The organism is Arcobacter sp. LA11, from assembly GCF_001895145.1.
In the GTDB taxonomy this organism is placed as follows: domain Bacteria; phylum Campylobacterota; class Campylobacteria; order Campylobacterales; family Arcobacteraceae; genus Halarcobacter.
Genome location: NZ_BDIR01000007.1, coordinates 111,911 through 135,293, shown reverse-complemented (window position 1 = coordinate 135,293; position 23,383 = coordinate 111,911). Strand labels below are relative to the sequence as shown.

Genomic DNA, 23,383 nt, shown 5'->3' with positions numbered 1-23,383 from the left:
TTATGATTCTTTAGAGTATAATATGTTTTTAAGAAGGACTTATTATGTCTCCAAAAATTAAAAATAATATTCCAATTTTGACTACATTGTCAATATTTATTATTGATTTAATATTAATATTGACAACGCATTTAAATTGGAATAATGCAATGAATAAATATCTTCCTCTAAAATCACAAATACAAACTTTTAAAAGTGATATTTCTACAGGTCATTTGTGGTTTGAAGAGGCTATTGCTGGCGATAAATATATAGATTTAGAAAATGATGTCATGTTAAAATTTAAACATAAAGAGTTCTTTGTATATATTGATAATTCAAAAAATGTATTGAAATCAGATGAAGATTTATTTTTTTATACAAATCTAAAAAAAATAAAAGAAAAAGCTAACAATTTTTATGAACTTGCAAATAAACGTTGGAATAATGTCCTTGAGAATGGAATAGGAAGTGATTCTGATCAAATATTTGACAAAGAATTTAATTCTATGATTTTATTGGTTGATGAATTAAATAGACATATAGATAAAAGAATTTCACAAGAATTACAAGATAGAGAACAATACTTTAAATTTATATTAATTCTTTTTTTCCTTTTAAATAGTATTGTTTTTGTAGTGTTATATTTTACAAAACTTAACAAAATGAAATATGAAGCTGAATTATATGAAGAGAAGAAAAGAGCTGAAATTACACTTTATTCTATTGGTGATGCAGTAATAACAACTGATGAAAAAGGTTATATTCTATTTTTAAATCCTATCGCACAAAAATTAACAGAGTACTCATTAGAAGAAGCCAAAGGAAAATATTTAGATGAAGTTTTTGATATCTTCAATGAACAAACAAAAGAAAAAGTAGATACTCCTGTAAAAAGAGTTTTAGAAGAAGGTATAATAGTAGGTTTAGCCAATCATACTGCCTTAAAAAGTAAAAATGATAATGTTTATTCCATAGAAGATTCGGCTGCTCCTATAAAAGATGAAAAAGGTAATATATTAGGTACTATATTAGTTTTTCATGATGTTACTGAACAAACTAAATTAAGAAAAAAATTGAACTATAATGAAAAAATGATGATGCAACAATCAAAACTTGCATCAATGGGAGAAATGTTAGAAAATATTGCTCATCAATGGAGACAACCATTATCAACTATTACTACTGCTGCTAGTGGTATAAAAGTGGAAAAAGAGTTTAATTTATTAACTGATGAGAGTTTTGAAAAAAATATTGATGAAGTTTTACGTTCATCAAGTTTTTTATCTAAAACTATTGATGATTTTAGAGATTTTTTCAAACCTAATAATGAAAAGATTTTATTTAATATTAATACTCTTTTAACAAATGCCTTGAATATCATATCTTCAAAATTTAAGTATTATGATGTTCAAATTATAAAAAATTGTGAAGATATACAAATCAGAGGGTTTTCTACTGAACTCTTACAAGTTTTTATAACAATTTTAAATAACTCAAATGATGCTTTATCTGATGTTAAAAAAGAAGAAAAAATGATTTTTATTGATGCTTTTAAGTCTGATAAGAAAGTTATCATAATAATAAAAGATAGTGCAGGAGGAATGAAAGATAGTTTACTACATCGTATTTTTGAACCTTATTTTACAACAAAACATAAATCTCAAGGGAAAGGCATTGGCTTATATATGGTTGAAGAGATTATTACAAAACATATGAATGGAAGAATCAATGTTTGTAATAAAGATTTTGAATACAATAATACTAAATTAAGAGGGCTAGAATTTACTATAGAGCTGTATATAGATTAACTATTTACTATTCTCTACAGTTTGTTCTATACTATAAAAATCATTGCTAAATTTTTTAAGTAATTGTACTAAAGAAATGAAAAATGTAACCATTGCTGGTCCTATAATCATTCCCCAAAAACCAAAGGTTGAAAGACCTGCTACTATTGCAAAGAATATAAGAAGTTCATTTACATCTGTAGGTGTTTTTACAACTTTTTGATTAATATATTTTATGATGACTGGTTTTATAAAGGTATCTGCAATAATAGATATCACTACAATTGAATAAATAGCAATAGCAAGGGCATTTCCTGTACTTCCTGTAAACATTTCATATATTGCAACAGGAAGCCACATAAGAAGTCCTCCAATTACAGGAACTAATGAAGCAAATCCATATAATACACCAAGTAAGATCCCATCATAACCAAAGAAACTAACAAATACTCCAAATAAAAATCCTTCTAATACAGCTGTTGCTAAAATAGAATATAGAACAACACTCATAACATTTGATGACTCATAGAATAAGGCATTTGAATCTTCTTTTTTAAGTGGAAGAGCATCTTTGAAATAGTGAGAAAGACTTGTTGAATAAAAATTAAAAAAGAAATAGAAAACTAAAATCATTACCATATCTATAATAAACTTTGCAGAATTTTTTCCTAGTAATGCTCCAATAGATAGAAGTTTTTGAATAAACTCTGGAATATCAATTTTTTGTAAAACTGAATTTAATTGCTCTTTTACAAAAATAAAGTCATCTGGCATATTTTCTACCCACTCTTTAGCTACTTCATAGATACTAATAAGTGCTTGTTGGTCAATTTTATTAATTAAAGTTGCAAATGAAAAAATACAATATAAAACAGGAATAAAAAATATTGCTGTTAATAGTACCGTCATTAAACTTGAACTTATAAAATTATTTGGTATATGTCTTTTTAGATATGTATTTAATGAGTTTGTCGCAACGGCTAAAAGAAGAGCTACAATCATTGGTTTTAAAAAAGGGCTAAATAATTGAAACATAAAAAATATTGTAACAATTGCTAAGGCTACTAAAAAGTATTGTGGTTTCAAAATAGAGTTCCTTCAGAATCTAGTTTTTCATTTCCTGGATATGATAGTCTAAACATTTCATAAGTTTTAACTGAAGCTACTCTTCCTCTTGCCGTTCTTTCTATAAATCCATTCGCAAGAAGATATGGTTCTATTGCGTCTTCAATTGTCCCTTCATCTTCACTAAGCGCTGCTGCCATAGTTGAAAGCCCCATTGGTTTACCTTTATTTGAAACTAAAAGTTCAAGTAGATTGATATCCATTTCATCAAAACCACTTTCATTTACTCCTAATTCATCAAGTGCAAATTTACATCTATTTATTTGTATAGTATCTTCATTTTCTACTTCTGCAAAATCTCTAACTCGTCTTAGAAGTCTTAATGCAACTCTTGGAGTTCCTCTGCTTCTTCTAGAAATTTCTTGTGCAGCATCATCTTCACAATATTTATTTAATTTTTGTGATGCTATTTGAATAATTTTAGCTAATTCTTCATGGTTATAAAATTGCATTCTAAAATGCATTCCAAATCTTTCTCTTAAAGGGTTAGAAAGCATACCAGCCCTTGTTGTCGCTCCAATTAGAGTAAATCTTGGAAGGTCTATTTTAACTGTTTGTGCAGCAGGTCCAGAACCAATAATGATATCTAATCTATAATCTTCCATTGCTGGATAAAGTATCTCTTCAACTGCAGGGCTTAATCTATGAATCTCATCTATAAAAAGAATATCTCCTTCTTCAAGATTTGTTAAAATAGCTGCTAGGTCTCCTGATTTTTCAATCATTGGACCAGCTGTAATTTTAATATTTGTATTCATTTCCGATGAGATAAGATACGAAATAGTTGTTTTTCCAAGACCAGGAGGTCCATAGAAAAGTATATGGTCTAAGGCTTCATTTCTTTTTTTTGATGCTTCAATAAAAACTTTTAAATTTCTTTTTATTTTCTCTTGACCAATATAATCATCCCAAGAGGATGGTCTTAAACTAACTTCTGCATTATCCTCTTCAAATGAAATTTGTTCTACTTCAACAACTCTTTCCACTAGTATTCTTCCTCTTTTGCAGGGAAAGATGCTTCTTGTACATCATTTCTATATTGATTTATAGCTTCTTTTACTTCTTGGGCACCTTTCATATAGTGTCTAACAAACTTAGGTTTAAAATCTTCAAAGAAACCTAACATATCAGACCATACTAAAACTTGACCATCTGTAACTTTTCCTGCCCCTATCCCAATAGTAGGAATAGATATAGCTTCAGTGATTTTTTTAGCAGCTTCACTCATCACTCCTTCAACTACAATTGCGAAAGCACCTGCTTTTTCAATTGCTATTGCATCGCGTACAAGTTGCTCTGTATCTTCAATAGTTTTTCCTCTTACTTTATATCCACCTTCACTTCTTACGTATTGAGGCATAAGACCAATATGTCCCATTACTGCAATTGAATTAGAAGTTAGATGCTCTACAATATGAGCTCTATCTTCTCCTCCTTCAATTTTTATTGCAGCTGCATTTGTCTTTTGATATACTTTAATTGCATTTGTAAGTGCTTCATCTTTATTAATATATGTTCCAAAAGGCATATCTAAAATTGTAAATGCTTTTGGAGCACCTGTACATACCGCATTTGTATGATAAATCATTTGTTCTAATGTAGCAGATAGAGTATCAGGTTTCCCTGCAAAACTCATATTTAAACTATCTCCAACTAAAATCATATCAGCTATTTCTTCAAATAGTTTTGCAAATAGTGCATCATATGCTGTAATCATAGTTAATTTTTTATTGTTTTTAAAGTTTTTGATTTTTGTTACATTCATTTTTTCAAAATCGTTTTTAATAATACTCATTTACTTTTCCTATAAATTTTATGTTAAAATTATAAAATATTGTATCGAAATTATCCTTTTTATTTTAGACCTTTTTCTTAAAAATTATATTTTAAATATATACTCATTTCAATACAAGATAAAATTCGCTAAAATAACTACTTTATCAAATATTTATTAGGATTTTATATTGAAAAAGTTAGTTGGTTATATCACATCATCAATTCCAGAAAATAGTTTTACAGTAGATTTAGCATTGAGTATGAAAGAGGCTGGTGTTGATACTTTGGAATTAGGTGTTCCTTTTTCTGACCCTGTAGCAGATGGGCCAGTTATTGAAAAAGCAAATCAAATTGCCTTGAATAATGGTTTTAAATTAAAAGATTTATTTGATGTTAGTTCACAAATAGCACCACAAATGGATATGTTGTGGATGGGGTATATGAATCCATTTTATAATTATGGTATTGAAAACTTTTTACAAAAAGCTGATGAATATGGTGTAAATGGAATGATTATTCCAGATGTACCAAATGAAGAGGCTAATTTACTTGAACCTTTATTTCAAAAGTATAATAAAGCTCAAATATCTTTTGTTGCACCAACTCATACAGAAAATAGAATTAAACAGGTTGTTTCAAATGCTCAAAAGTTTATCTATATGGTAGCTTATGCTGGAATCACAGGAAGTGGTAAAAGTGAAGATTTAACTACTATTATTGATACTGTAAAAAAATATTCTGATACACCACTTTATATTGGTTTTGGAGTAGATGAAAAAACATGTAAAGAGAAATCTAAAGGTGTGGATGGTGTTATTGTTGGTAGTGCTTTTGTAAAACATTTAATTGATGAGTCTTTATCAAATAATGAGAAAATAAAAAATATAACTACAGTTGCAAAAGAAATAAAAGAAAAAATAAACGAATAAATATGCATATTTTAGAAAGAGATGTTGAGTTTGTAGAAGAGAATAGAGATTGTTCTTATTTTAGTTATGAAACATCTGATATTAGATATCGATATCTTAATAAATGTGAAAAAGAAGATTACCAGAATATGCTTGAACACGGTTGGCGACGTTTTGGTAAGATGCATTTTGTACCTGAATGTAAGTCCTGTACAAAATGTGTTTCTATGAGAATCGATGTTAAAAATTATAAATTTTCGCGTTCTGAGAAAAGAGTATTTAAAAAAAATTTAGATACAAAACTTTATATACAAGCACCAACATTGACTTTAGATCATTTAAGATTATATGACAAATATCATTCTTTTATGAATAAGAAAAAAGATTGGCCTTACACTCCTATAGAGCCAGTTGAATATGATAGATCTTATGTTCAAGGTAAGGATGATTTTACAAAAGAATTTTTATATGTAAGAGATAATAAATTAATTGGGGTTGCCTTAGTAGATATTTTAGAAAATTCAATTTCTTCAATATACTGTTTTTATGACCATGATTATGAAGATTTATCTATAGGGAAATTTTCGATTTTAGCGCAAATTAAAATAGCAAAAGAGCTTAATATTCCTTATATTTATTTGGGATATTGGATTAAGGAACATTTTTCAATGGGATATAAAGAAGCGTATAGTCCTTTTGAAATTTTAAAAAATAGGGCAACATTAAATGAAAAAACAATTTGGGAGAAATATACCAAATAGTTATTTATATGATATAATCATGCCATAATATATTTTTAAAGTGAGATAATATGAATAAAGTTATATATATATTATTGTTTACTGTAGTTTTAGGTTTTTCTGAAACAATTGAAGAAGTTAAAAACAGTGTAGATTGTTTAATATTAGAAGATGAAAATTCAATTATTTGTAAATATGTTCATGAAAGAATTGATGAAGATAAAGAGATATTAGTTCAATGGATTGACCCAGAGGGAGAACTTTCAAGAGAAAGAACTCTTTTGATTCCTGCTGGACATGGTTCGATTTATGATTTTAGATATATATCTGGAAGATTAAAAGGAATTTGGCAGTTTAAAGTTATTGATCAAGATATAAAGTTAGATACGAATTTTGAAATTAAATAATTACATAAGATTTTAAAAATCTTATGTAATTAAAAATAGAGTTACATTATATGCAATGAATGATAATACCCAAGCAGTTGTTGTTGTAAATACAAATAAATATGCTAAATATTTCCACCCTCCAGCTTCTCTAGCAAATACCATTGATGCAGCAAGACATGGTAAGTAAATCATAACAAATACAATAAATGCTATTGCTGAGGCAAATGGAATATTATTTCTAATTTTTTCAATTAATCCTTCACTGTTTTCATCAAGTTCATCGCCTAAGCCATAAAGAATTCCTAATGTGGATACAACTATTTCTTTTGCAGCTAGACCTGTTTCAAGGGCTACAGTCATTTTCCAGTCAAAACCTAAAGGAGCAAATAAAGGTTCAGAAAATTTACCAACTTTACCAAGATAAGAGTTCTCTAAATTATAAAGAGTTAATTGACTTCTTAATTCAAATTTTTCCTCTTCTGAAGTTGCAAACTCTATTTTTCTATCTATTTGTTCTTCATATTCTAAATGTTTTGGATAGTTTGATGCAAACCAAATTAAAATAGATGCAGCTAAGATATATGTTCCAGCTTTTTTTAGATACATCCATGCTTGATTTGAAACTGTATGCCAGATAAGTTTTGTAGAGGGTAATCTATATTTTGGCATCTCCATTACAAATGGTTCATCTTCACTTTTAAATACAGTCATTTTAAGAACTTTTGCAGCAACAAGCCCTAGTAAGGCTCCTCCTACGTAGATTAAGAATAAGATATTACCAGCATTGTCTCCGCTAAAAAAGGCACCTGTAAATAGCACATAAATTGGAAGCCTAGCCCCACAAGACATAAATCCAATAATAAATAGAGTTAATAATCTATCTCTATCATTTTTAAGTGTTCTTGCTGCCATGTACGCAGGAACTGAACAACCAAATCCTGTAACTAATGGAATAAATGATTTTCCGTGCAATCCAAACTTATGAAAGAACCCATCTAAAAGAAAAGCTACTCTACTCATATAACCTGTTGTTTCAAGCAGGGCAATTCCTAAAAAGAGTATTACAATATTTGGTAAAAATAATACTACTGCTCCAACTCCAGCAATAGCTCCATCGGCAATAACAGATGATATTTCATTATCACCTAAGATTTCCTTTGTACTATCAATTAAAGTGGCAAAAAAGGCATCGATTATATCCATAGGGATATTACCTAATTCAAATGTTATTTGAAATAGACCCCACATAAGAAAGAGAAAAATTGGTAGGCCAAAAAATTTATGAATTAATAATGAATCAATTTTATCTGTAAGTGTTTTTTCTTCTGTAATATTTTTATTTTTTACAGTTTCTGTTACTGCTCCTTTTGCAAAAGAAAATTTTTCATCTTCAAAAATATCTTCTAAGTTTTTTGTTCCAAAATGTAAATATATATGGTCGAAAGCTTCACTTAATAAAGGTTGTAACTCTATCCATATTGGTTCATCATGAAATTTTAGAAATGTTTTTTTATCTTCTTTTAAAAGTTTTATTGCAATTTCTCTGTAATCAACATCACTTTTATATCTTTTGTCTGTTAATAATTTTGTGATATTTACAATTTCTTCTTCAATTACATCTGAAAATATTAATTTTGATTCGAATTTAGGAGATTCAAATTTTGTAATAAGTGTTTCTATTAATTCTTTAATACCTGTTTTATTCTTTGCAGATGTTTTTATACAAGGTTTACCAATAATCTTAGAAAGTTGTTTTTCATCTATTGATATTCCTTCATTTGTAGCTTCGTCTGTCATATTTAAAGCTAAAACCATTTTTTTGTCAAGTGCTAGAAGTTCGCTTGTAAGATATAAGTTTCTTTCTAGATTTGTTGAATCTAAAACGTTTAATATAATGTCATATTTTGCATCTTCAAGATAATCTTTTGTCACTTTTTCTTCAATTGTATATTCATTTAATGCATAAGAACCAGGTAGGTCTGTGATTTTAAATAAATAATCTTTATATTCAAATTCTATTTGTGTTTTTTCTACTGTAACCCCAGAAAAATTTCCAACTTTTAATCTTGAGTTAGAAATAGAGTTAACAAGCATTGATTTTCCAACATTTGGTTGTCCTACCAATGCAATTTTAATTAATTTTTTTTCACTTATATTTTGCATTCTGATTTTTCTACTTCTATTGTTTTTGCTTCTGAAATTCTTAAAGCAATTTTTGTATTTTGTATTCTTATTTCAATTGTATTTTTTGATATAGTTTGTTCTATTATATAAGCAATTGAACCTCTTGTTATTCCAAAAGAACTAAATCTTGCTTTTAATACTGAATCTGAATTGATTTTTATAATCTTTCCACATTCGCCTTTTTGTAATTCACTTAAAAACATAAAACCCCTTATTTATGGTAGAGTGATAATGATTATCATTGAAATAATACATAAACTTAACTTAAAATAAAGAATTGAGTTTAATAGATAAAATTATAATAAAATTTTATAGTTTAATATTTATTTTTAATATATATTTCGCAATAATTGTCTTAATAGAATTAATATAAGGTTATATCAATGGTTAACAGTGAAAATGTAATAGATGAATTAAAAAAAATAGTTAAACAAAAAGGTTTAAAATATACAGAACAGAGAGAAATTGTTTTAAATATCTTATTACATGCTGATGGTCATCTAACTGCGGAAGAGGTTTATAATCTAATCAAAACAAAAAAACCTGATTCTAATATTGGTATAGCAACAGTTTACAGAGCATTAGGATTTTTAGAAGAGGTTAATTTAATCACTTCTATTACGTTTGGTGCTGATGGTAAAAAATATGAAAGTAATACAAAAGAACATCATGATCATTTGATTTGTACACTTTGTGGTAGAATTGTAGAATTTATGGATGATGAAATTGAAAAGAGACAAGATAGAATTGCAAAGAAAAACAAGTTTAAAATAACTAGTCATTCAATGCAATTATATGGAATTTGTGAAAGCTGTAAGAACTAGATAAAGTCTTTTTTTAAGCTTTTTACCCAATCTTCTATTCTTGATGTTGTTAATTCACTTTGATTTTCAAGGTCAAGAACTAATCCTACAAATTGACCATCCTCAATAGCATCTGAATATTTAAAGTTATAATCTTCTGTTGAAGTAAATCCTATAACATTTGCTCCTGCACTTTTAAGTTGATCATATAATGGTTTCATTGCTGCAACAAATTTATCTGGATATTTTTTTTGATCTCCTAGTCCAAAAATAGCAACATTTTTATTACTAAAATCAATTTCACAAAACTCATCCCAAATTTCTTTCCAGTCTTCTTGAATTGAACCACCATCCCAAGTAGAAATACCAAATATTATATTAGAATAATCTCTCATATATTCTGTACCAGTTACTTGTATATTGTATTCTTTTAATTCTTCTAGGTGTATTGATAATTCATTAGCAATAAATTTTGTTTTTCCTGTACTGCTTGCATAAAAGATTGCTATATTTTTCATATTAATCCTTTTAGTTTGTGTTTATATAATAATTATATCAGATTTTCTACTATTTTTTGTTATTATTATAATATAGATATATTACTTATGTCTAATATAAGGAAAGAGTGATGCTAACTAGGACAATTATATTGTTATTTATTATTTTAAATTTAACTATTTATGCATCAAATATTACACCTATTCCTGAAGAAATCGATTATAATTTAAAAAAAGCACAACTTGGTAAAAAACTTTTTAATGATAAAAGATTATCAATTAATAATACAATATCTTGTGCTAGTTGTCATAATATTAAAAACGGAGGAGATGATAATTTAGTTCTTCCTTTTGGAGTAAATAAAGCAATAGGAAAGGTAAATGCTCCAACTGTTTTAAATTCTGTATTTAATTTTAGGCAGTTTTGGGATGGAAGAGCAAAAAATTTAGAAGAACAAGCTATTGGACCTATAGAAAATCCTATCGAGATGGGACATACTTTTCCTGATTTAATAAAAAAGTTAAATAAAACAGTTTATAAAGAAGAGTTTTTACGTATTTACGATGATGGCATTACAAAAAGAAATATAGTAAATGCTATTGCTGAATTTGAAAAAACTCTTATTACTCCTAATTCAAGATTTGATCAATTTTTAAAAGGTGATTTAAAAGCTATTACAAAATATGAAAAAGAAGGTTATGAACTTTTTAAAGATAAAGGTTGTATAACTTGTCATCATGGTGTTAATGTTGGAGGAAATCTTTATAATAAGTTTGGAATAATTTTTGATGCTAGAAGTAAAAACCTAGGAAGGTATAATCTAACTAAAAATGAAGAAGATAAATATTTTTTTAAAGTTCCGACATTAAGAAATATAGAATATACTGCGCCATATTTCCATGATGGCAGATATTATGAACTTTCTCAAACTGTAAAAGAAATGGCTTTAGTTCAATTGGGACGTCCTATGAAGAAAGATGAAATAGATAAAATAGTTGCCTTTTTAAAAACTTTAACTGGGGAGTTGATGATAATTGAATAGTTTTATATCAAAAATCAAAAAGAATTTTTTTATATACGGAATCCTTTTAATCTTTTTACTCGTAATTTCTATATTGTTTTCTTATTTATATAAAATTGAGGTCAATATAGGAAAGTATGATAATTATAAAAATGATATAAATAAATTAATTATTCAAGATATTGTCTTTGATGAATTTATAGAAAATAAAGATGAGTTCGTAAACTTTGATTTAATTGTAAAACAGACTAATGATTTTGAAAAAGTAATTAAACATTTAATTCATAGTGATATGAAAGATGAATTTGGAATAGAAATTTATAATAAAGTAGTAAATTCTTATGAGTTATATAAAAAGAAGCTTAAACTCATAGAAATGTTTAAATCAAAACATACTGCAAATTTAAATTCAATTCATTATATTTATGAAATAAATCAATCTTTTACAAATGATAAAGATCTTGCAGATGATATAAAAGTAGTTATAAACAATACTTTGTTTTTGAGTATGCAACATTTTGCAAATCTAAATGAAAATAAAGATAGGATATTAGAAAATCTTGAATTTTTAATGTTTGAAAATGAAAGAATAGACTTTGAAAAACTTGATTTATTACATGCTCATTCTACTAATATATTAAGAAATATAAAAACTATAAAAAATCTTAGAACTGAAGCTAAAGGCTTAAAGCTAGGAGAAAAACTTTATGATACTCAGCAACTGCTTATTTCAGAATATAAAAAGAAAACATCTTATCAATTTATAATCGCCGTAATATTTTTTATATCTATTCTAATCATAGTATTTATAATTTATAAGGAATATAAAAAAGTTCAAAATATAAAAAGTGAACTTTCAGCTTTTAAATATGCAGTTGAAAATAGTGATAATACTATTGTTTTAACTGATTCTGAGAAAAATATTTTATATGTAAATGATATATTTGAAAAGAACACAGGTTTTGAAAAAAAAGAAGTTGTAGGAAAAAAACCAAAACTTTTAAGCTCAGGTTTAACTTCAAATGAAGTATATGCAGATTTAAATAAAAAATTAGAAGCTGGTGAAAAATGGGAAGGTGAATTTATTAATAAACGAAAAGATGGTTCTATTTTTTATGAGAAAGCTTCTATTGTACCTATTATAATTGAAAATGAACCTATTAAATATTTAGCAATTAAACTAGATGTAACAAAATATATTAGACAAAAAGAAGAGTTGGAACTATCTGATATAGCTTTTAATAATATTCAAGAGGGTATTTTAATTTGTGATAAAGATAAACAAATTATCACAACAAATAAAGCTTTTGAAACTATAAGTGGATATATGAAAGAAGAGCTTATTGGTATGAAACCAAATCTTTTTAGGTCTGGTTATCATGATAGAATTTTTTATAAACAAATGTGGCTAAGTTTAAAAGAAAAAGGTTCATGGAAAGGGAAAGTTTATGATAAGAAGAAAGATGGGGAAATAATACCTATTTGGCTTAATATTAGTTCTATAAAAGATAAAAATGGTGAGATAGTAAAATATATTGCTGTACATACAAGTTTAAAAGAAATTATAGAAACTCAAGAAAAAGCTGATTTTCTAGCATATCATGATAGTTTGACTAAACTACCTAATAGAGTTAAACTAGAAGAAGATTTAGAATATTCAATTAGTATAGCAAGTAGAAATGAATTAAATCTATTTGTTTTATTTATTGATTTGGATAGATTTAAAATTATAAATGATACTTTAGGTCATGGAGTAGGGGATATTTTACTAAAAGTTGTTTCTAAAAGAATAAAAAATATTTTAAGAGGGTCTGATTTAGTTGCAAGAATGGGTGGAGATGAATTTATTGTTGTTCTTGACTCTAGTCGTAACAAAAATTCTGCAGGATATGTTTGTCAAAAGCTTTTAGATGTTATCCAAGAGCCTATAGTAATTGAAAATGATACATTAAATACTAGTGCAAGTATTGGCGTTTCGATGTATCCTGATGATGGTATGGATATTACTACATTGATTAAAAATGCAGATACTGCAATGTATCATGCAAAAAAACTTGGAAAAAACAATTATCAATATTATGATAAGCAATTATCTATTAATGTACATGAGCAATTAAAAATAGAACAAGCTTTAAAAGATGTTATAGCAAACGATGAACTATATTTAATGTATCAACCTCAATATGCTTTAGAAAGTGGAAAAGTGATAGCTTTTGAAGCTTTAGTAAGATGGGATCATAATATTTTAGGGACGATAAGTCCAGAAAAGTTTATTCCAATTGCAGAAGATACTGGAACGATTATTGAAATTGGTAAACATATTTTTGATATGGCATGTAGGGATTTTGTAAAGTTTAAAAATATAAATGAAAAACTATCTTATATAGCTATAAATATTTCAAGTATACAGTTTAGAGACAAAAACTTTGTAAAAGATATTGTAAGTATAATTGAAAAATATGATTTAAAATCAAGTGAAGTTGAACTAGAAGTTACAGAGCGATATATCATGGAGTTTTCTCAGAAAAATATGAATACTATTAATACTTTGAAAGAGTTAGGTTTTAGATTCTCTATTGATGATTTCGGGACAGGTTATTCTTCTATGAGTTATTTAACTAAACTTCCAATTGATGTTATAAAAGTTGATAAAGCATTTGTTGATGGGACGCCAGACGATAACAATAATGTGCAAATTTCAAAAGCAATTATAGCCTTATCAAAAAGTTTAGGTTATAGAGTTATCGCTGAAGGTATAGAGACTATTGAACAAGAAGAGTATTTAAAATCATTAAATTGTGAAATGGGGCAAGGGTATTTCTTCTCAAAACCTTTACTTTTCAATGATGTTGTAAAATTTTTAGAGAAGAAAGATATTTAGTTTATTTTTTATTTTTTGATGGAATATATTTAAAAAATACATATAACACAAATAGCATTATTATAACTATTGCGATTGAATTAAAAGAAATTTCTACTTCAGGTGATATTCCTCTTTGATAGTTTTTAGGCATAAATAAAAACATAGTAGATAGTAACATAAATGATGCTGTAACAATTGCAATTAAATGTGCAAATATCATGTGAAACTTTGTTTTATAAAAATCCTTAATGATTTTCCATGTAATAAAAGATGAAGTAAAAACAATAATCAACACTATAATCTTGTCGTAGTTTGGTTCCATTTGTGTCCTTAAAAAAATTCGTAGAGTATTTTAGGTATATATTACTTAAAGTGCTTTTAACTAAACATATTAGATTTTCTTATCTAATACTATTTTGAACTTTGCTCCTGTGTATTTTTCATTTTCATATGTAAAAGTTTTATTAAAAGCAATGATATTTCCATGAAGATGTTTTATAACTATTTCTTCACTCATATAAAGACCTATTCCTGTCCCTTGAGTTTTATGTTTTGTAGTAAAATATGGTTCAAATATTCTATCTAATATTTCATTTTTTATTCCACCTGCATTATCAAAAATTTCTATGTACACTTGTTCATTTTTAATGAATACGTTTATAAATATTAGTTTTTTTGTATTATCTCTTAAAAGTAAAGCATCTCGTGCATTATTTAAAATATTTATTAATACTTGAATAAGTTCATTTTCTAATGAATAGATTTCAATATCTTCTATGTTTTTTATTATCGATATATCTTTTGCAATAAACTGTGCAGAAATTAGATTTAATGTTTTATCAATTAATTTGCTAATCTTTATATATGAAAGTTCATCTTTTGGCTTATAAAAGTTTCTAAAATCTTCAATAGTTTGAGAAAGGTATTGTGCAGATTCATTTATTAAGGACATTGAAGTTAAGAGATTTTTATCTTCTAATAAATCTAATTCTTTTTGCAACTTCACCCCAGTTGAAGCCGTAGAAATTGCTGATAAAGGTTGTCTCCATTGATGAGCAATATTTCCTAACATCTCTCCCATCGCAGCCATTTTACTTTGTCTATATAGTAATTCCTCTTTTTCAAATTTTTCAAGTTCTAGTCTTTTATTATCTGTAATATCTTGTATTACTCCATGAACAGAATTTGTTTCTTTATTAATTTGTCCTCTACAATCAATCCACCTTACATCACCATTTGGTTTAAATATTCTATAAATACATTTGTGCTCTTCAAAATTATTTATACATCTTTGCATTGAACATTCGAAAGCTGACCAGTCTTTGCTATGCATAATAGTTTTTAAAAATTCAGGTCCTGCATGTATACTTTTTCCTTCTAGTCCAAATATTTTTAATACTTCTTCTGACCATAAGGCTTTCATTGTATTTAAGTTGAGTTCCCAATCACCAATTTGTGCAACTGCTTGGGCTTTTTTTAGCTTATTTTTTTGTTTTTCATTTTCTGTAATTTCTTTTTTAATACGTTTTTTGTAATTTAGAAATTTGGTTTCAAGAGTTTTTGAAATATAAAAAGATACAAAAAGTAAAATTAACGTAGAAAGCAGACTTGAAATAATAATTGTATTAATATAGTTTGTATATTTTTTTTCTAAATAGTCACTTTTTTCTATAAGTTCTTCTTGAATATCTTCTTCATAAAAACCTGTACTTATAATCCAGTCCCATTTTGAGTATGTTTTGAAATATGAAATTTTCTTTGTATCTTTTTTTGCATCAGATTTACTACTTTGAATAACCTCATAGTACCCTCCATCTTTTGGGATAAGTTTTTCTATTTTCTGGAAAAATGGTTCCATTTTAGAAAGAGACTTATCTTTAGAAATATTTTTACCTTCTAATTCTTTTTCTGGATGGTACAAAAAAGTTCCGTCATAGTTCATTACAAAAATATAGTTATTTTCATTGCCTAATCTTAAACTTGAAATATACTCTAGTACGTCACTTTGGATATTTTTTTTAAAGTCTTTTATATATTCTCCTGTGCCAATCATCCAATCATAGGGTTTGAAGTATTCAACATAGGCAAGTTTTTTCTCTTGTATATCTTTATTATTTGGATTAAAAAAATAAAAATATTCAAATCCTTTATTTTTTTCTTTAATTACTTTCTGAACCTTTTGAAATCTTATAATTCCTTTTGAGTCCTTTTCTTTAAAAATATTTTTGCCTTCTCTTTTAGGAAATATAGGATGAAAAACACTGATACCATCCATTTGATTTATAAAAAAGTAGCCTCTTCCTTCATTGAATCTTATATTTTGAAGTGCATCTTTTATTAATTTTATTATTTCTTTTTTATCTTTTGAATTTTTATTATTTTCATAAATTCCTGAAATGATCGCTTTTGCATTTATTATTTGTTTTGATAGTTTTCTTTTTAGTTTGACTTCAGTTTTATTATCTACTTTATCTATATAATAAATAATACTATTAATGTTTTGTTGAATTCTTTTTTTCTCATTTTTGATAAATGAACTTTTTATTAATTTTTTTTCTTTGTCTAAAGTTTTTTTATGATCTAAATAAAGGGTAAATGTAATAAGTATACTAGCAAGTAATATAAAAATTGGAGGGGTATATTTTATTATTTGTAGTATTTGGTTTTCGTCATTTTTAATCATATATAATAGTCTTTTCTCCCAAAAAAATATTATACAGTTAAAAACTTTAAATACAAAGAGTTGAGAATCTTATATCCTAATCTTTGGTTTCTCCTAATGAATAACCTAGATTAGAATGATTTACAATAATCCCATAATATGTTAAGTCTCTAATTCTTTTAACAACATTTCTCATTGTGAATATGGACATCTTCTTGTTTTTCCAAACTTCATTATGTATCGTTTCAAAGCTTACGATTTCACCATGCTTTTCAAGTAAAAGGTGAAAAAGACCACTTTGTAGTTTTGTAAATTCTATTATTCTTCCATCTGCTTTAAATAGTTTATTCTTTAGCTTATCAAAGTAAAAACCTTCATCAAAATGAATTTTATTATTTATTTGTTCGTTAATAAGTTCTTCTATTGTATTTTTAAGAGGTATTTCTTTTTTTTTAGCCTTTTTAGATAAGAATAATTCCATTTCCTTTGATAATGTAATTGTAATATCTTGACTCATTTTTCTTTAACCTTAAATAAAATTATAATAATTGTAACATAACAAGTTACAATTAAACTTTGTTTTGACTATTTAGTTAAGTAAGTTATTTAATATAACTTGTAAAGTTATTAAAATAATACTTTTGTTACATTTTATTGTTTTTATAATTGAAAAAATGTTTAAAATAATTTTTGAATAGTTATTTTTTCTTTGATTATTTTAATAAATTTATGAGGTTATTTTATTTATGGATTGGTGGAGATGTTTTCAAAGCTCCGATAAAAACTCTATAACTCCCTAATTATAGGGAAAAGTTACTAAAATTTGTCGTTAAATTGTTCTAAAAATGATACCAAGGTGTGATACTTGGAGCAAAAATGGCGAAATATTTACATCGTAGAAATGGTACTTACTACTTTCATAAGAGAGTTAAAAAATCTTTAGTAACTAATGACACTATCCTTATTAGAAAGTCATTATTGACATCGTGTTATACTACTGCTAAAACATTATCTAGCTTATTAAATTACAACATAAACAGATACTTACAAATGGGAATATTAATGACGAGTTATGACATAGATGATATATTATATAAATACTATAGTGAATCAATAGAAGAGTATATAGAAGCTGAAACACTAAGACATAAGGCAAATACTTTTATTAATAAAAAAGGTATCTCTTATGAGGGTAGCACTATAAAAGCTGTAACTAAAAAGCTTAAAAAGTATAATGACATTGATAAGAGACGAAATTTTGAAGACATAAAAAAGATTGTTGATGATGAGATAATCCCTCGGTGTCAGATTGATGAAAACTCATTATCTGAAATGAAAGAGAAAGAATCTTTTTATTGGAAGCTGTTTAAGTATGAGATAGAGATTTTAAAGGCTGATTTATTAAAAGCAGAATCTCATAGTTCAGAAGATACACTTAAAAAATATAAGAAGAAAAAGCCTAAAGAAAAAATTATCTATGTTCAAAATATTAATAGTAGTATTCCTGTTATTGATGAGCCTAAAGAGTTTCCAAAGTTTGATGAGATGATTGAAGATATAAGAGAATATCTAAAGATAAAAAGAGACTTGAAAATAAAAACATTAAACACATATTGTTTTAGCTATAAGTTGATAAAAGAGGTATTTCCTAAAAAAGAAGTTTATGAGTTAACTGTAGCTGATTTGGAAGTACTTGAAGATATAATTATTCATCTTCCAAAAAATAGATTTAAAATGCCACAAACAAAAGATTTAGATATATTTGAACAGACTAAACTTATAAAGAAGATTTTAAAAGATAGAGAAAATGAAGTTTATGATAGTAAGTATGAAGATATATTCCCTAATAAAATAAGAACTATAAATAAAAATTTTGAGAGAGTAAAATTTTTCATTAATTTTTGTGCTAATAAATATAATTTTAAAAATCCATGTAATGATAATAAGTTTGTATTAGAAAGCTTTAGAATAAAAAATGATGGTAGTACAGATAGGCTACCAATTGCTGATAATGAGCTAGAACTTATTTTTAATGAGTTTGATTATCTTAACTCAAAACTATTATTCACTTTGAAGAATGACCCTCTTAAAATTTATGGAATATTTTTAACTTTATTCCTTGGAATGAGACCAGCAGAAGCAGGGCAATTAATGGTAACAGATTTAAAGACTACAACAAATAAAGATGATGAGTTAATATATTATTTAGAAATATCAAAAGAGAATAGTTCTAGTGATAAAAGACTAGACAATGTTAAAAGTGAAAAAACAGTTAATACAAAAAGGAAACTTCCTTTAACTAGACTTTTTATAGATGAATTGAAAATATTAGAGTTTATTGAGTATAGAAAAGAGAATAAGCATAAGTTTATATTTGTAGATGAGGATAAGAATAAAACTATTAAGAGTAATATTCACAATACTGTTAGGCGGTGTGAGGAACATTTTAACAAAAAGATTGATAAGCTTGATATTATAGATATTGAAAGTAAAAGTTTCTATTCTCTACGGCATTCATTTGCAAATAAGATAAAGCATGTTCCAGAAAGCCTAAAGGATAAAAGAGGGGAAACTTTAATGGGTCACAGTAGAACTGATACAGAATTATTTAATAGATATGGTAATAAATATTTTGAGCCTGATTATCTTTATGAGATTTTAGAGCTAGTTAAATATAAAGGGTTGAAGTTTGATAAGTTTACTGAGCAGATAAATAAGCTTTTTAATTAGATTACAAAATGTAATGAAATCTATATTTTTTATTAATTAAGATATAATACAGTTTAAATTAGGAAAAAGGTAAATAGTGGCTAATTCTTATCTAAAAGAAATTAATAGTTTAATACCAAATGTTAAATATGATTTAAAAGTACTTGATTTATTTGCTGGTTGTGGTGGCTTATCTCTTGGCTTTGAGTCTTTAGGTTATGAAACAATTGGATATGAATGCAATGATGTATTTTCATCTACATACAAAAAGAATTTATCAGGATATTGTAATACTGAATACTTAACAGAAGATACAGAATATGAAAATGTAAAAGTTATTATTGGTGGTCCACCTTGTCAACCATTTAGTGTAAATGGGAAACAAAAAGGGAAAGATGATTTGAGAAATGGTTTTCCCGCATATTTATCAGCAATAAAGAGAATTGACCCCGAGATATTTTTATTTGAGAATGTAAGAGGTATGTTGTATAAAAATAAAGAGTATTTTGAAAAAATACTTAGTGATTTGAAGTCTTTAGGGTACATTGTTGAGTATAAGCTTGTTAGAGCATCTAATTATGGTGTTCCTCAAAATAGAGAAAGAGTTTTTGTTATTGGACATAAAGGTGGCTTTAAATTTCCAGAAGAAACTAAAGAAAAAATTACTGTTGCGGAAGCAATAGGTGATATTGCTTATAATATTACAGAAAATGTAAAGTGGCTTACTCCTAAAATGGATGAATATATTGCAAGGTATGAGGAAAAGTCTAAATGTAAAACACCAAGAGATTTACATTTTGATAAGCCAGCTAGAACTTTGACTTGTCGAAATCTATATGGAGCAACAGCTGATATGCTGAGAGTAAAAATGCCAGATGGTAGAAGAAGAATGTTATCTGTTAGAGAAGCAGCAAGATTGCAAAGTTTTCCAGATTCTTATGAGTTTCATGGGTCTCAGAATAAACAATTAGAACAAATTGGTAATGCTGTACCACCTTTACTAGGTTATAAGTTTGCAGAACAAATACATAAATATTTGCTTGATAGAGATTTAGTAAAAGTTAAAAATAAAATTTTATTTGAAGAACAATCTTTATTTGATGTTAAGTATACAGGATAATAGTATGGAGTTATTAAAAAAATCAAAAGAGTTTAATAAAAAAACTGATGAACAACAATTAAAAATTTTAGAGGCAGTTAAAGTTTTAGAAGAATTTAATATACCTTTAGGAAAGACAGGAAGAAGAATTGAAAGAACAGCTTTATCTTTTTTAGCAGTTTGTCAAATTAAACCCTCTTCTAATTGGTCAAATGTAAAATCAAAAGAAGATAATATAGATTTAAAAAGTAGAGATATTATAAAATTTATAAATGAAAACTATGGAGAAAATATAAGCTCTGGCTCTTATGATGATATAAGAAGAAAAGATTTAAAAATGGTTGTTTTAGATGGGATAGTTGCTAGAAGTAAACCTTTGACTTCAACAAATGATTCTACAAGGGGTTATTGTTTACCTAATGAGTATAAAGAATGTTTACAGTCTTTCAATACTAGAAACTGGAACCTTGAAGTAGAAAAAATGAAAAAAATAAAAGTTTCTTTAAAAGAGAAGCTAGAAAGAGAACGAGAATTAAATAGAATTTCAATAAAGATTGATGAAGAAAAAGAAATTAAGTTTTCTCCGGGTGAACATAATGAGCTTCAAAAAGATATTATAGAAGAGTTCTTACCTAGATTTGGTTATGGTGCTAAATTACTTTATGTAGGTGATACAGAAGATAAATATGCATATTTAGATGAAGATAGTTTGAAGAAATTAAATTTCTTTGAATTATCACATCAAGAACTTCCTGATATTGTTGCTTATTGTGAAGATAGAAACTGGTTATATTTAATTGAAGCAGTTCATTCCTCAGGACCAATTGATGATGCACGAAAACATATTTTAGAAACATCATTGAAAGATTCTAACTGTAAGGCAGATTTAATATTTATTACAGCTTTTAATACAAAGGCTAAATTCCGTCAATATTCTGCACAACTTGCTTGGGAAACAGAATCATGGATTGCTGATGCTCCTGACCACATGATACACTTTAATGGGGATAAGTTTATTGGACCACATAAAGATTAATTATTTTTAAACAATTCACATATATCAATTTCTAATATTTGAGATATTTTTAGTAGATGTTCTAAATTAAAATGTTTACCGTTATAAAATATCTCAGAACTTGATACTACAGAAACAGACTTATATCCCATTTTAAGTGATAAATCTAATTGACTTAACCCTTTTTCTTTTCTATATTTAGCAACATTTGCACCTATCATTTTATAAAAATCTTCTGTTGTAATTTTTTGCATTTATTCACTCTACTATAAGACATAATTTTAATGTAAGTCTATCTCTAGTAAAATCTTTTATCAATCTACTATAATACACTTTTCTATAGTAGAGTAAAAGGGAACAGAATGAAAAAAAAGATATTAGTAAAAACATCAATAGGACTGCTAACATCAGCTTTACTATTAACTGGTTGTGCGAATAATGCTCAGATAAAACAATCAAAAGTTTTTGAGAGAATACAAGTAGATAACTATAAAACAAATCCTCAATATTACAAGCCTGTTGTTTTAAAGCTTCCAACTACCAACTTTGAGGGTAAGGCTTCTAACGAATACAATATAGAAACATATGATTTTAGTAGTGACATAGACTGGCTTTTAAAAGTGAAAATTCAGGACCATTATGTTGATAGTGTAATTAAGACACCAACTAGCTATAAGATAACTCTTTCAGGTGGTGATGGGTTTATGACATTCTACTATGACTATAAAGTTAATAAAGAAGATAACTCAGTAGTGCTTACATATAGAGATAATTTTGAATTCCGAAAAAAGGGTGGATTATTCTCTATGAAAATAAACAAGGTTCTTCAAGAATACAATGACGACAGTCAAGTTACATTTCAAAGGTTAGATGATATGTATTTCTATAAAGATATGGTTAAGGTATCGGGAAAGGTTATATCAAAGCTTCCTGTTGATGAAGTAAAAACAAACTTAGAAACAGAATTCAGTAATTGGAATTCAAAGTATGATGGCACATTTTTTAAAGGTTTAAAATCTCAGTTTATACGATGGAATGATAAAGATGAGTTTATTGGTAATCATTTTTATAGGTTAAAAAATAGTAAAACTTATGCAGTAATGTATACTAATGTTCAAGGAGAAAAATTAGGTATTCCTTTAGCTGTTGCTGTTTATTCTTACCGTGGAGGTTCAAAGGTTCTTTATGGCTCAAATATTAAGCATTTAATTTCTACAAGCAGTAGAGAGACTTTTAATAAGAAAGATATATCTAAATTAAAGGCTTATATTAAGTCTATAGTTAATAAATAGAGCTTACATGAAATATTTATATATAAGCTTACTGGCTTTTATTCTTTCAGGTTGTGCAGCAGGGACCAAGATTAAAAAGTATGGCGGTGGTGTATCAAATATACAACACCCCGTGGCATTTGGAATAGGTTTAGGACTCTATAAACTAGGTCAATCACTAGAAGATAAACCACAAGAAATAGATACAACAGTACAAGTCTATGATAAAGAAGATTTAGAAGTAAAGTTCGAGGAGAATTAATGAGCTTTTTTCTTACAATGGTTTTTGTTATGTATGCCTTTTTTAGAATACTCTTTCTAATCCTTAGACTTGATACTACAATTGCATCAAGATTTTATTATGCTTATTTCTCAGCCTTTGCACTACTACTCACAAATGATACCTTTTTAAATAGAGTTACTGGAAAAGAGATGTATCTTATAGTTATCTTTGCAGTTTCACTAGCTTCATTTATAATTATCTATCCAATCATTAAAAATATCCTAGGACTAAATGACAATAACTAGTTAAAAAGTCCGATTAGCTTTAA

23 protein-coding genes are annotated in these 23,383 nt (G+C 26.6%); 13 read left to right on the top strand and 10 right to left on the bottom strand.

Annotated elements, in window-relative coordinates:
• The first annotated feature begins 44 nt into the window (after positions 1-44).
• Positions 45-1,790, top strand: coding sequence for an ATP-binding protein (locus tag BT997_RS09770; RefSeq protein WP_072681650.1), 1,746 nt, complete (start codon positions 45-47; stop codon positions 1,788-1,790).
• Here BT997_RS09770 and BT997_RS09765 read toward each other — a convergent pair whose 3' ends face one another.
• The 3 genes from BT997_RS09765 to panB are packed head-to-tail and all read right to left on the bottom strand — an operon-like array spanning position 1,791 to position 4,689.
• Positions 1,791-2,855, bottom strand: coding sequence for an AI-2E family transporter (locus BT997_RS09765; RefSeq protein WP_083568662.1), 1,065 nt, complete (start codon positions 2,853-2,855; stop codon positions 1,791-1,793).
• A complete protein-coding gene (gene ruvB / locus BT997_RS09760) occupies positions 2,852-3,880 on the bottom strand; it encodes a Holliday junction branch migration DNA helicase RuvB (protein WP_072681646.1) in 1,029 nt (342 codons plus the stop codon). The genes BT997_RS09765 and ruvB overlap by 4 nt, the downstream gene beginning before the upstream one ends.
• The gene (panB, locus tag BT997_RS09755; RefSeq protein ID WP_072681644.1) at positions 3,880-4,689 is read right to left on the bottom strand and encodes a 3-methyl-2-oxobutanoate hydroxymethyltransferase; all 810 of its coding nucleotides are present in this window, start codon (positions 4,687-4,689) and stop codon (positions 3,880-3,882) included. The genes ruvB and panB overlap by 1 nt, the downstream gene beginning before the upstream one ends.
• Before the next feature lie 169 nt (positions 4,690-4,858).
• On the opposite strand from panB, the gene trpA reads away from it, so the two are divergent.
• The 3 genes from trpA to BT997_RS09740 are packed head-to-tail and all read left to right on the top strand — an operon-like array spanning position 4,859 to position 6,725.
• Positions 4,859-5,599, top strand: coding sequence for a tryptophan synthase subunit alpha (gene trpA, locus BT997_RS09750; RefSeq protein ID WP_072681642.1), 741 nt, complete (start codon positions 4,859-4,861; stop codon positions 5,597-5,599).
• Positions 5,600-5,601: 2 nt separating this feature from the next.
• Positions 5,602-6,339, top strand: a complete 738-nt coding sequence (locus BT997_RS09745; RefSeq protein ID WP_072681640.1) for an arginyltransferase — start codon at positions 5,602-5,604, stop codon at positions 6,337-6,339.
• Between the two features lie 50 nt (positions 6,340-6,389).
• Positions 6,390-6,725 (top strand): hypothetical protein, encoded by a 336-nt coding sequence (locus BT997_RS09740; RefSeq protein WP_072681638.1) that lies wholly within the window; start codon positions 6,390-6,392, stop codon positions 6,723-6,725.
• Positions 6,726-6,746: 21 nt separating this feature from the next.
• Here the strand turns inward: BT997_RS09740 and feoB are convergent, their stop codons facing one another.
• A complete protein-coding gene (gene feoB, locus BT997_RS09735) occupies positions 6,747-8,870 on the bottom strand; it encodes a ferrous iron transport protein B (protein WP_072681635.1) in 2,124 nt (707 codons plus the stop codon).
• Complete coding sequence (locus BT997_RS09730; protein ID WP_072681633.1) at positions 8,858-9,094, bottom strand: FeoA family protein; 237 nt, start codon at positions 9,092-9,094, stop codon at positions 8,858-8,860. Before BT997_RS09730 ends, feoB begins: the two co-directional genes overlap by 13 nt.
• 180 nt (positions 9,095-9,274) lie before the next feature.
• Here BT997_RS09730 and BT997_RS09725 point away from each other — a divergent pair, with 180 nt between their 5' ends.
• Positions 9,275-9,715: a Fur family transcriptional regulator gene (locus BT997_RS09725; protein WP_072681630.1), complete on the top strand. Its 441-nt coding sequence runs from the start codon at positions 9,275-9,277 to the stop codon at positions 9,713-9,715.
• Here BT997_RS09725 and BT997_RS09720 read toward each other — a convergent pair.
• On the bottom strand, positions 9,712-10,212 hold the full coding sequence (locus BT997_RS09720; RefSeq protein WP_072681628.1) for a flavodoxin: 501 nt from the start codon (positions 10,210-10,212) through the stop codon (positions 9,712-9,714). The two genes, BT997_RS09725 and BT997_RS09720, sit on opposite strands and share 4 nt — an antisense overlap.
• A 110-nt stretch (positions 10,213-10,322) precedes the next feature.
• On the opposite strand from BT997_RS09720, the gene BT997_RS09715 reads away from it, so the two are divergent.
• Together BT997_RS09715 and BT997_RS09710 are read left to right on the top strand one after the other, a co-directional pair.
• Positions 10,323-11,234 (top strand): cytochrome-c peroxidase, encoded by a 912-nt coding sequence (locus BT997_RS09715; RefSeq protein WP_072681626.1) that lies wholly within the window; start codon positions 10,323-10,325, stop codon positions 11,232-11,234.
• A complete protein-coding gene (locus tag BT997_RS09710) occupies positions 11,227-14,094 on the top strand; it encodes an EAL domain-containing protein (protein ID WP_143145183.1) in 2,868 nt (955 codons plus the stop codon). Before BT997_RS09715 ends, BT997_RS09710 begins: the two co-directional genes overlap by 8 nt.
• 1 nt (position 14,095) lies before the next feature.
• On the opposite strand, the gene BT997_RS09705 is transcribed toward BT997_RS09710, so the two are convergent.
• The 3 genes from BT997_RS09705 to BT997_RS09695 form a co-directional block, all read right to left on the bottom strand.
• Positions 14,096-14,398: a hypothetical protein gene (locus BT997_RS09705; RefSeq protein WP_072681623.1), complete on the bottom strand. Its 303-nt coding sequence runs from the start codon at positions 14,396-14,398 to the stop codon at positions 14,096-14,098.
• Positions 14,399-14,467: 69 nt separating this feature from the next.
• On the bottom strand, positions 14,468-16,759 hold the full coding sequence (locus BT997_RS09700) for a cache domain-containing protein (protein ID WP_072681621.1): 2,292 nt from the start codon (positions 16,757-16,759) through the stop codon (positions 14,468-14,470).
• Positions 16,760-16,835: 76 nt separating this feature from the next.
• Positions 16,836-17,255, bottom strand: a complete 420-nt coding sequence (locus tag BT997_RS09695; protein WP_072681619.1) for a winged helix-turn-helix domain-containing protein — start codon at positions 17,253-17,255, stop codon at positions 16,836-16,838.
• Between the two features lie 359 nt (positions 17,256-17,614).
• Between BT997_RS09695 and BT997_RS09690 the strand changes: the two genes are divergently transcribed.
• The 3 genes from BT997_RS09690 to BT997_RS09680 all read left to right on the top strand — a co-directional run bounded on the left by BT997_RS09690 (position 17,615) and on the right by BT997_RS09680 (position 21,582).
• Positions 17,615-19,468 carry a hypothetical protein gene (locus BT997_RS09690; RefSeq protein WP_143145182.1) on the top strand — a complete coding sequence of 618 codons (1,854 nt, stop codon included), beginning with the start codon at positions 17,615-17,617 and terminating at the stop codon, positions 19,466-19,468.
• A 76-nt stretch (positions 19,469-19,544) separates the two neighbouring features.
• Complete coding sequence (locus BT997_RS09685) at positions 19,545-20,567, top strand: DNA cytosine methyltransferase (protein WP_072681615.1); 1,023 nt, start codon at positions 19,545-19,547, stop codon at positions 20,565-20,567.
• A 4-nt stretch (positions 20,568-20,571) separates the two neighbouring features.
• Positions 20,572-21,582: a BsuBI/PstI family type II restriction endonuclease gene (locus BT997_RS09680; protein ID WP_072681613.1), complete on the top strand. Its 1,011-nt coding sequence runs from the start codon at positions 20,572-20,574 to the stop codon at positions 21,580-21,582.
• On the opposite strand, the gene BT997_RS09675 is transcribed toward BT997_RS09680, so the two are convergent.
• Complete coding sequence (locus BT997_RS09675) at positions 21,579-21,815, bottom strand: helix-turn-helix domain-containing protein (RefSeq protein ID WP_072681611.1); 237 nt, start codon at positions 21,813-21,815, stop codon at positions 21,579-21,581. The two genes, BT997_RS09680 and BT997_RS09675, sit on opposite strands and share 4 nt — an antisense overlap.
• Positions 21,816-21,923: 108 nt before the next feature.
• Between BT997_RS09675 and BT997_RS09670 the strand changes: the two genes are divergently transcribed.
• The 3 genes from BT997_RS09670 to BT997_RS09660 are packed head-to-tail and all read left to right on the top strand — an operon-like array spanning position 21,924 to position 23,360.
• Positions 21,924-22,853 carry a hypothetical protein gene (locus BT997_RS09670; RefSeq protein WP_072681609.1) on the top strand — a complete coding sequence of 310 codons (930 nt, stop codon included), beginning with the start codon at positions 21,924-21,926 and terminating at the stop codon, positions 22,851-22,853.
• Positions 22,854-22,860: 7 nt separating this feature from the next.
• Positions 22,861-23,094: a hypothetical protein gene (locus BT997_RS09665; RefSeq protein WP_072681607.1), complete on the top strand. Its 234-nt coding sequence runs from the start codon at positions 22,861-22,863 to the stop codon at positions 23,092-23,094.
• A complete protein-coding gene (locus BT997_RS09660; protein WP_072681606.1) occupies positions 23,094-23,360 on the top strand; it encodes a hypothetical protein in 267 nt (88 codons plus the stop codon). The genes BT997_RS09665 and BT997_RS09660 overlap by 1 nt, the downstream gene beginning before the upstream one ends.
• The last annotated feature ends 23 nt before the right edge of the window (positions 23,361-23,383 follow it).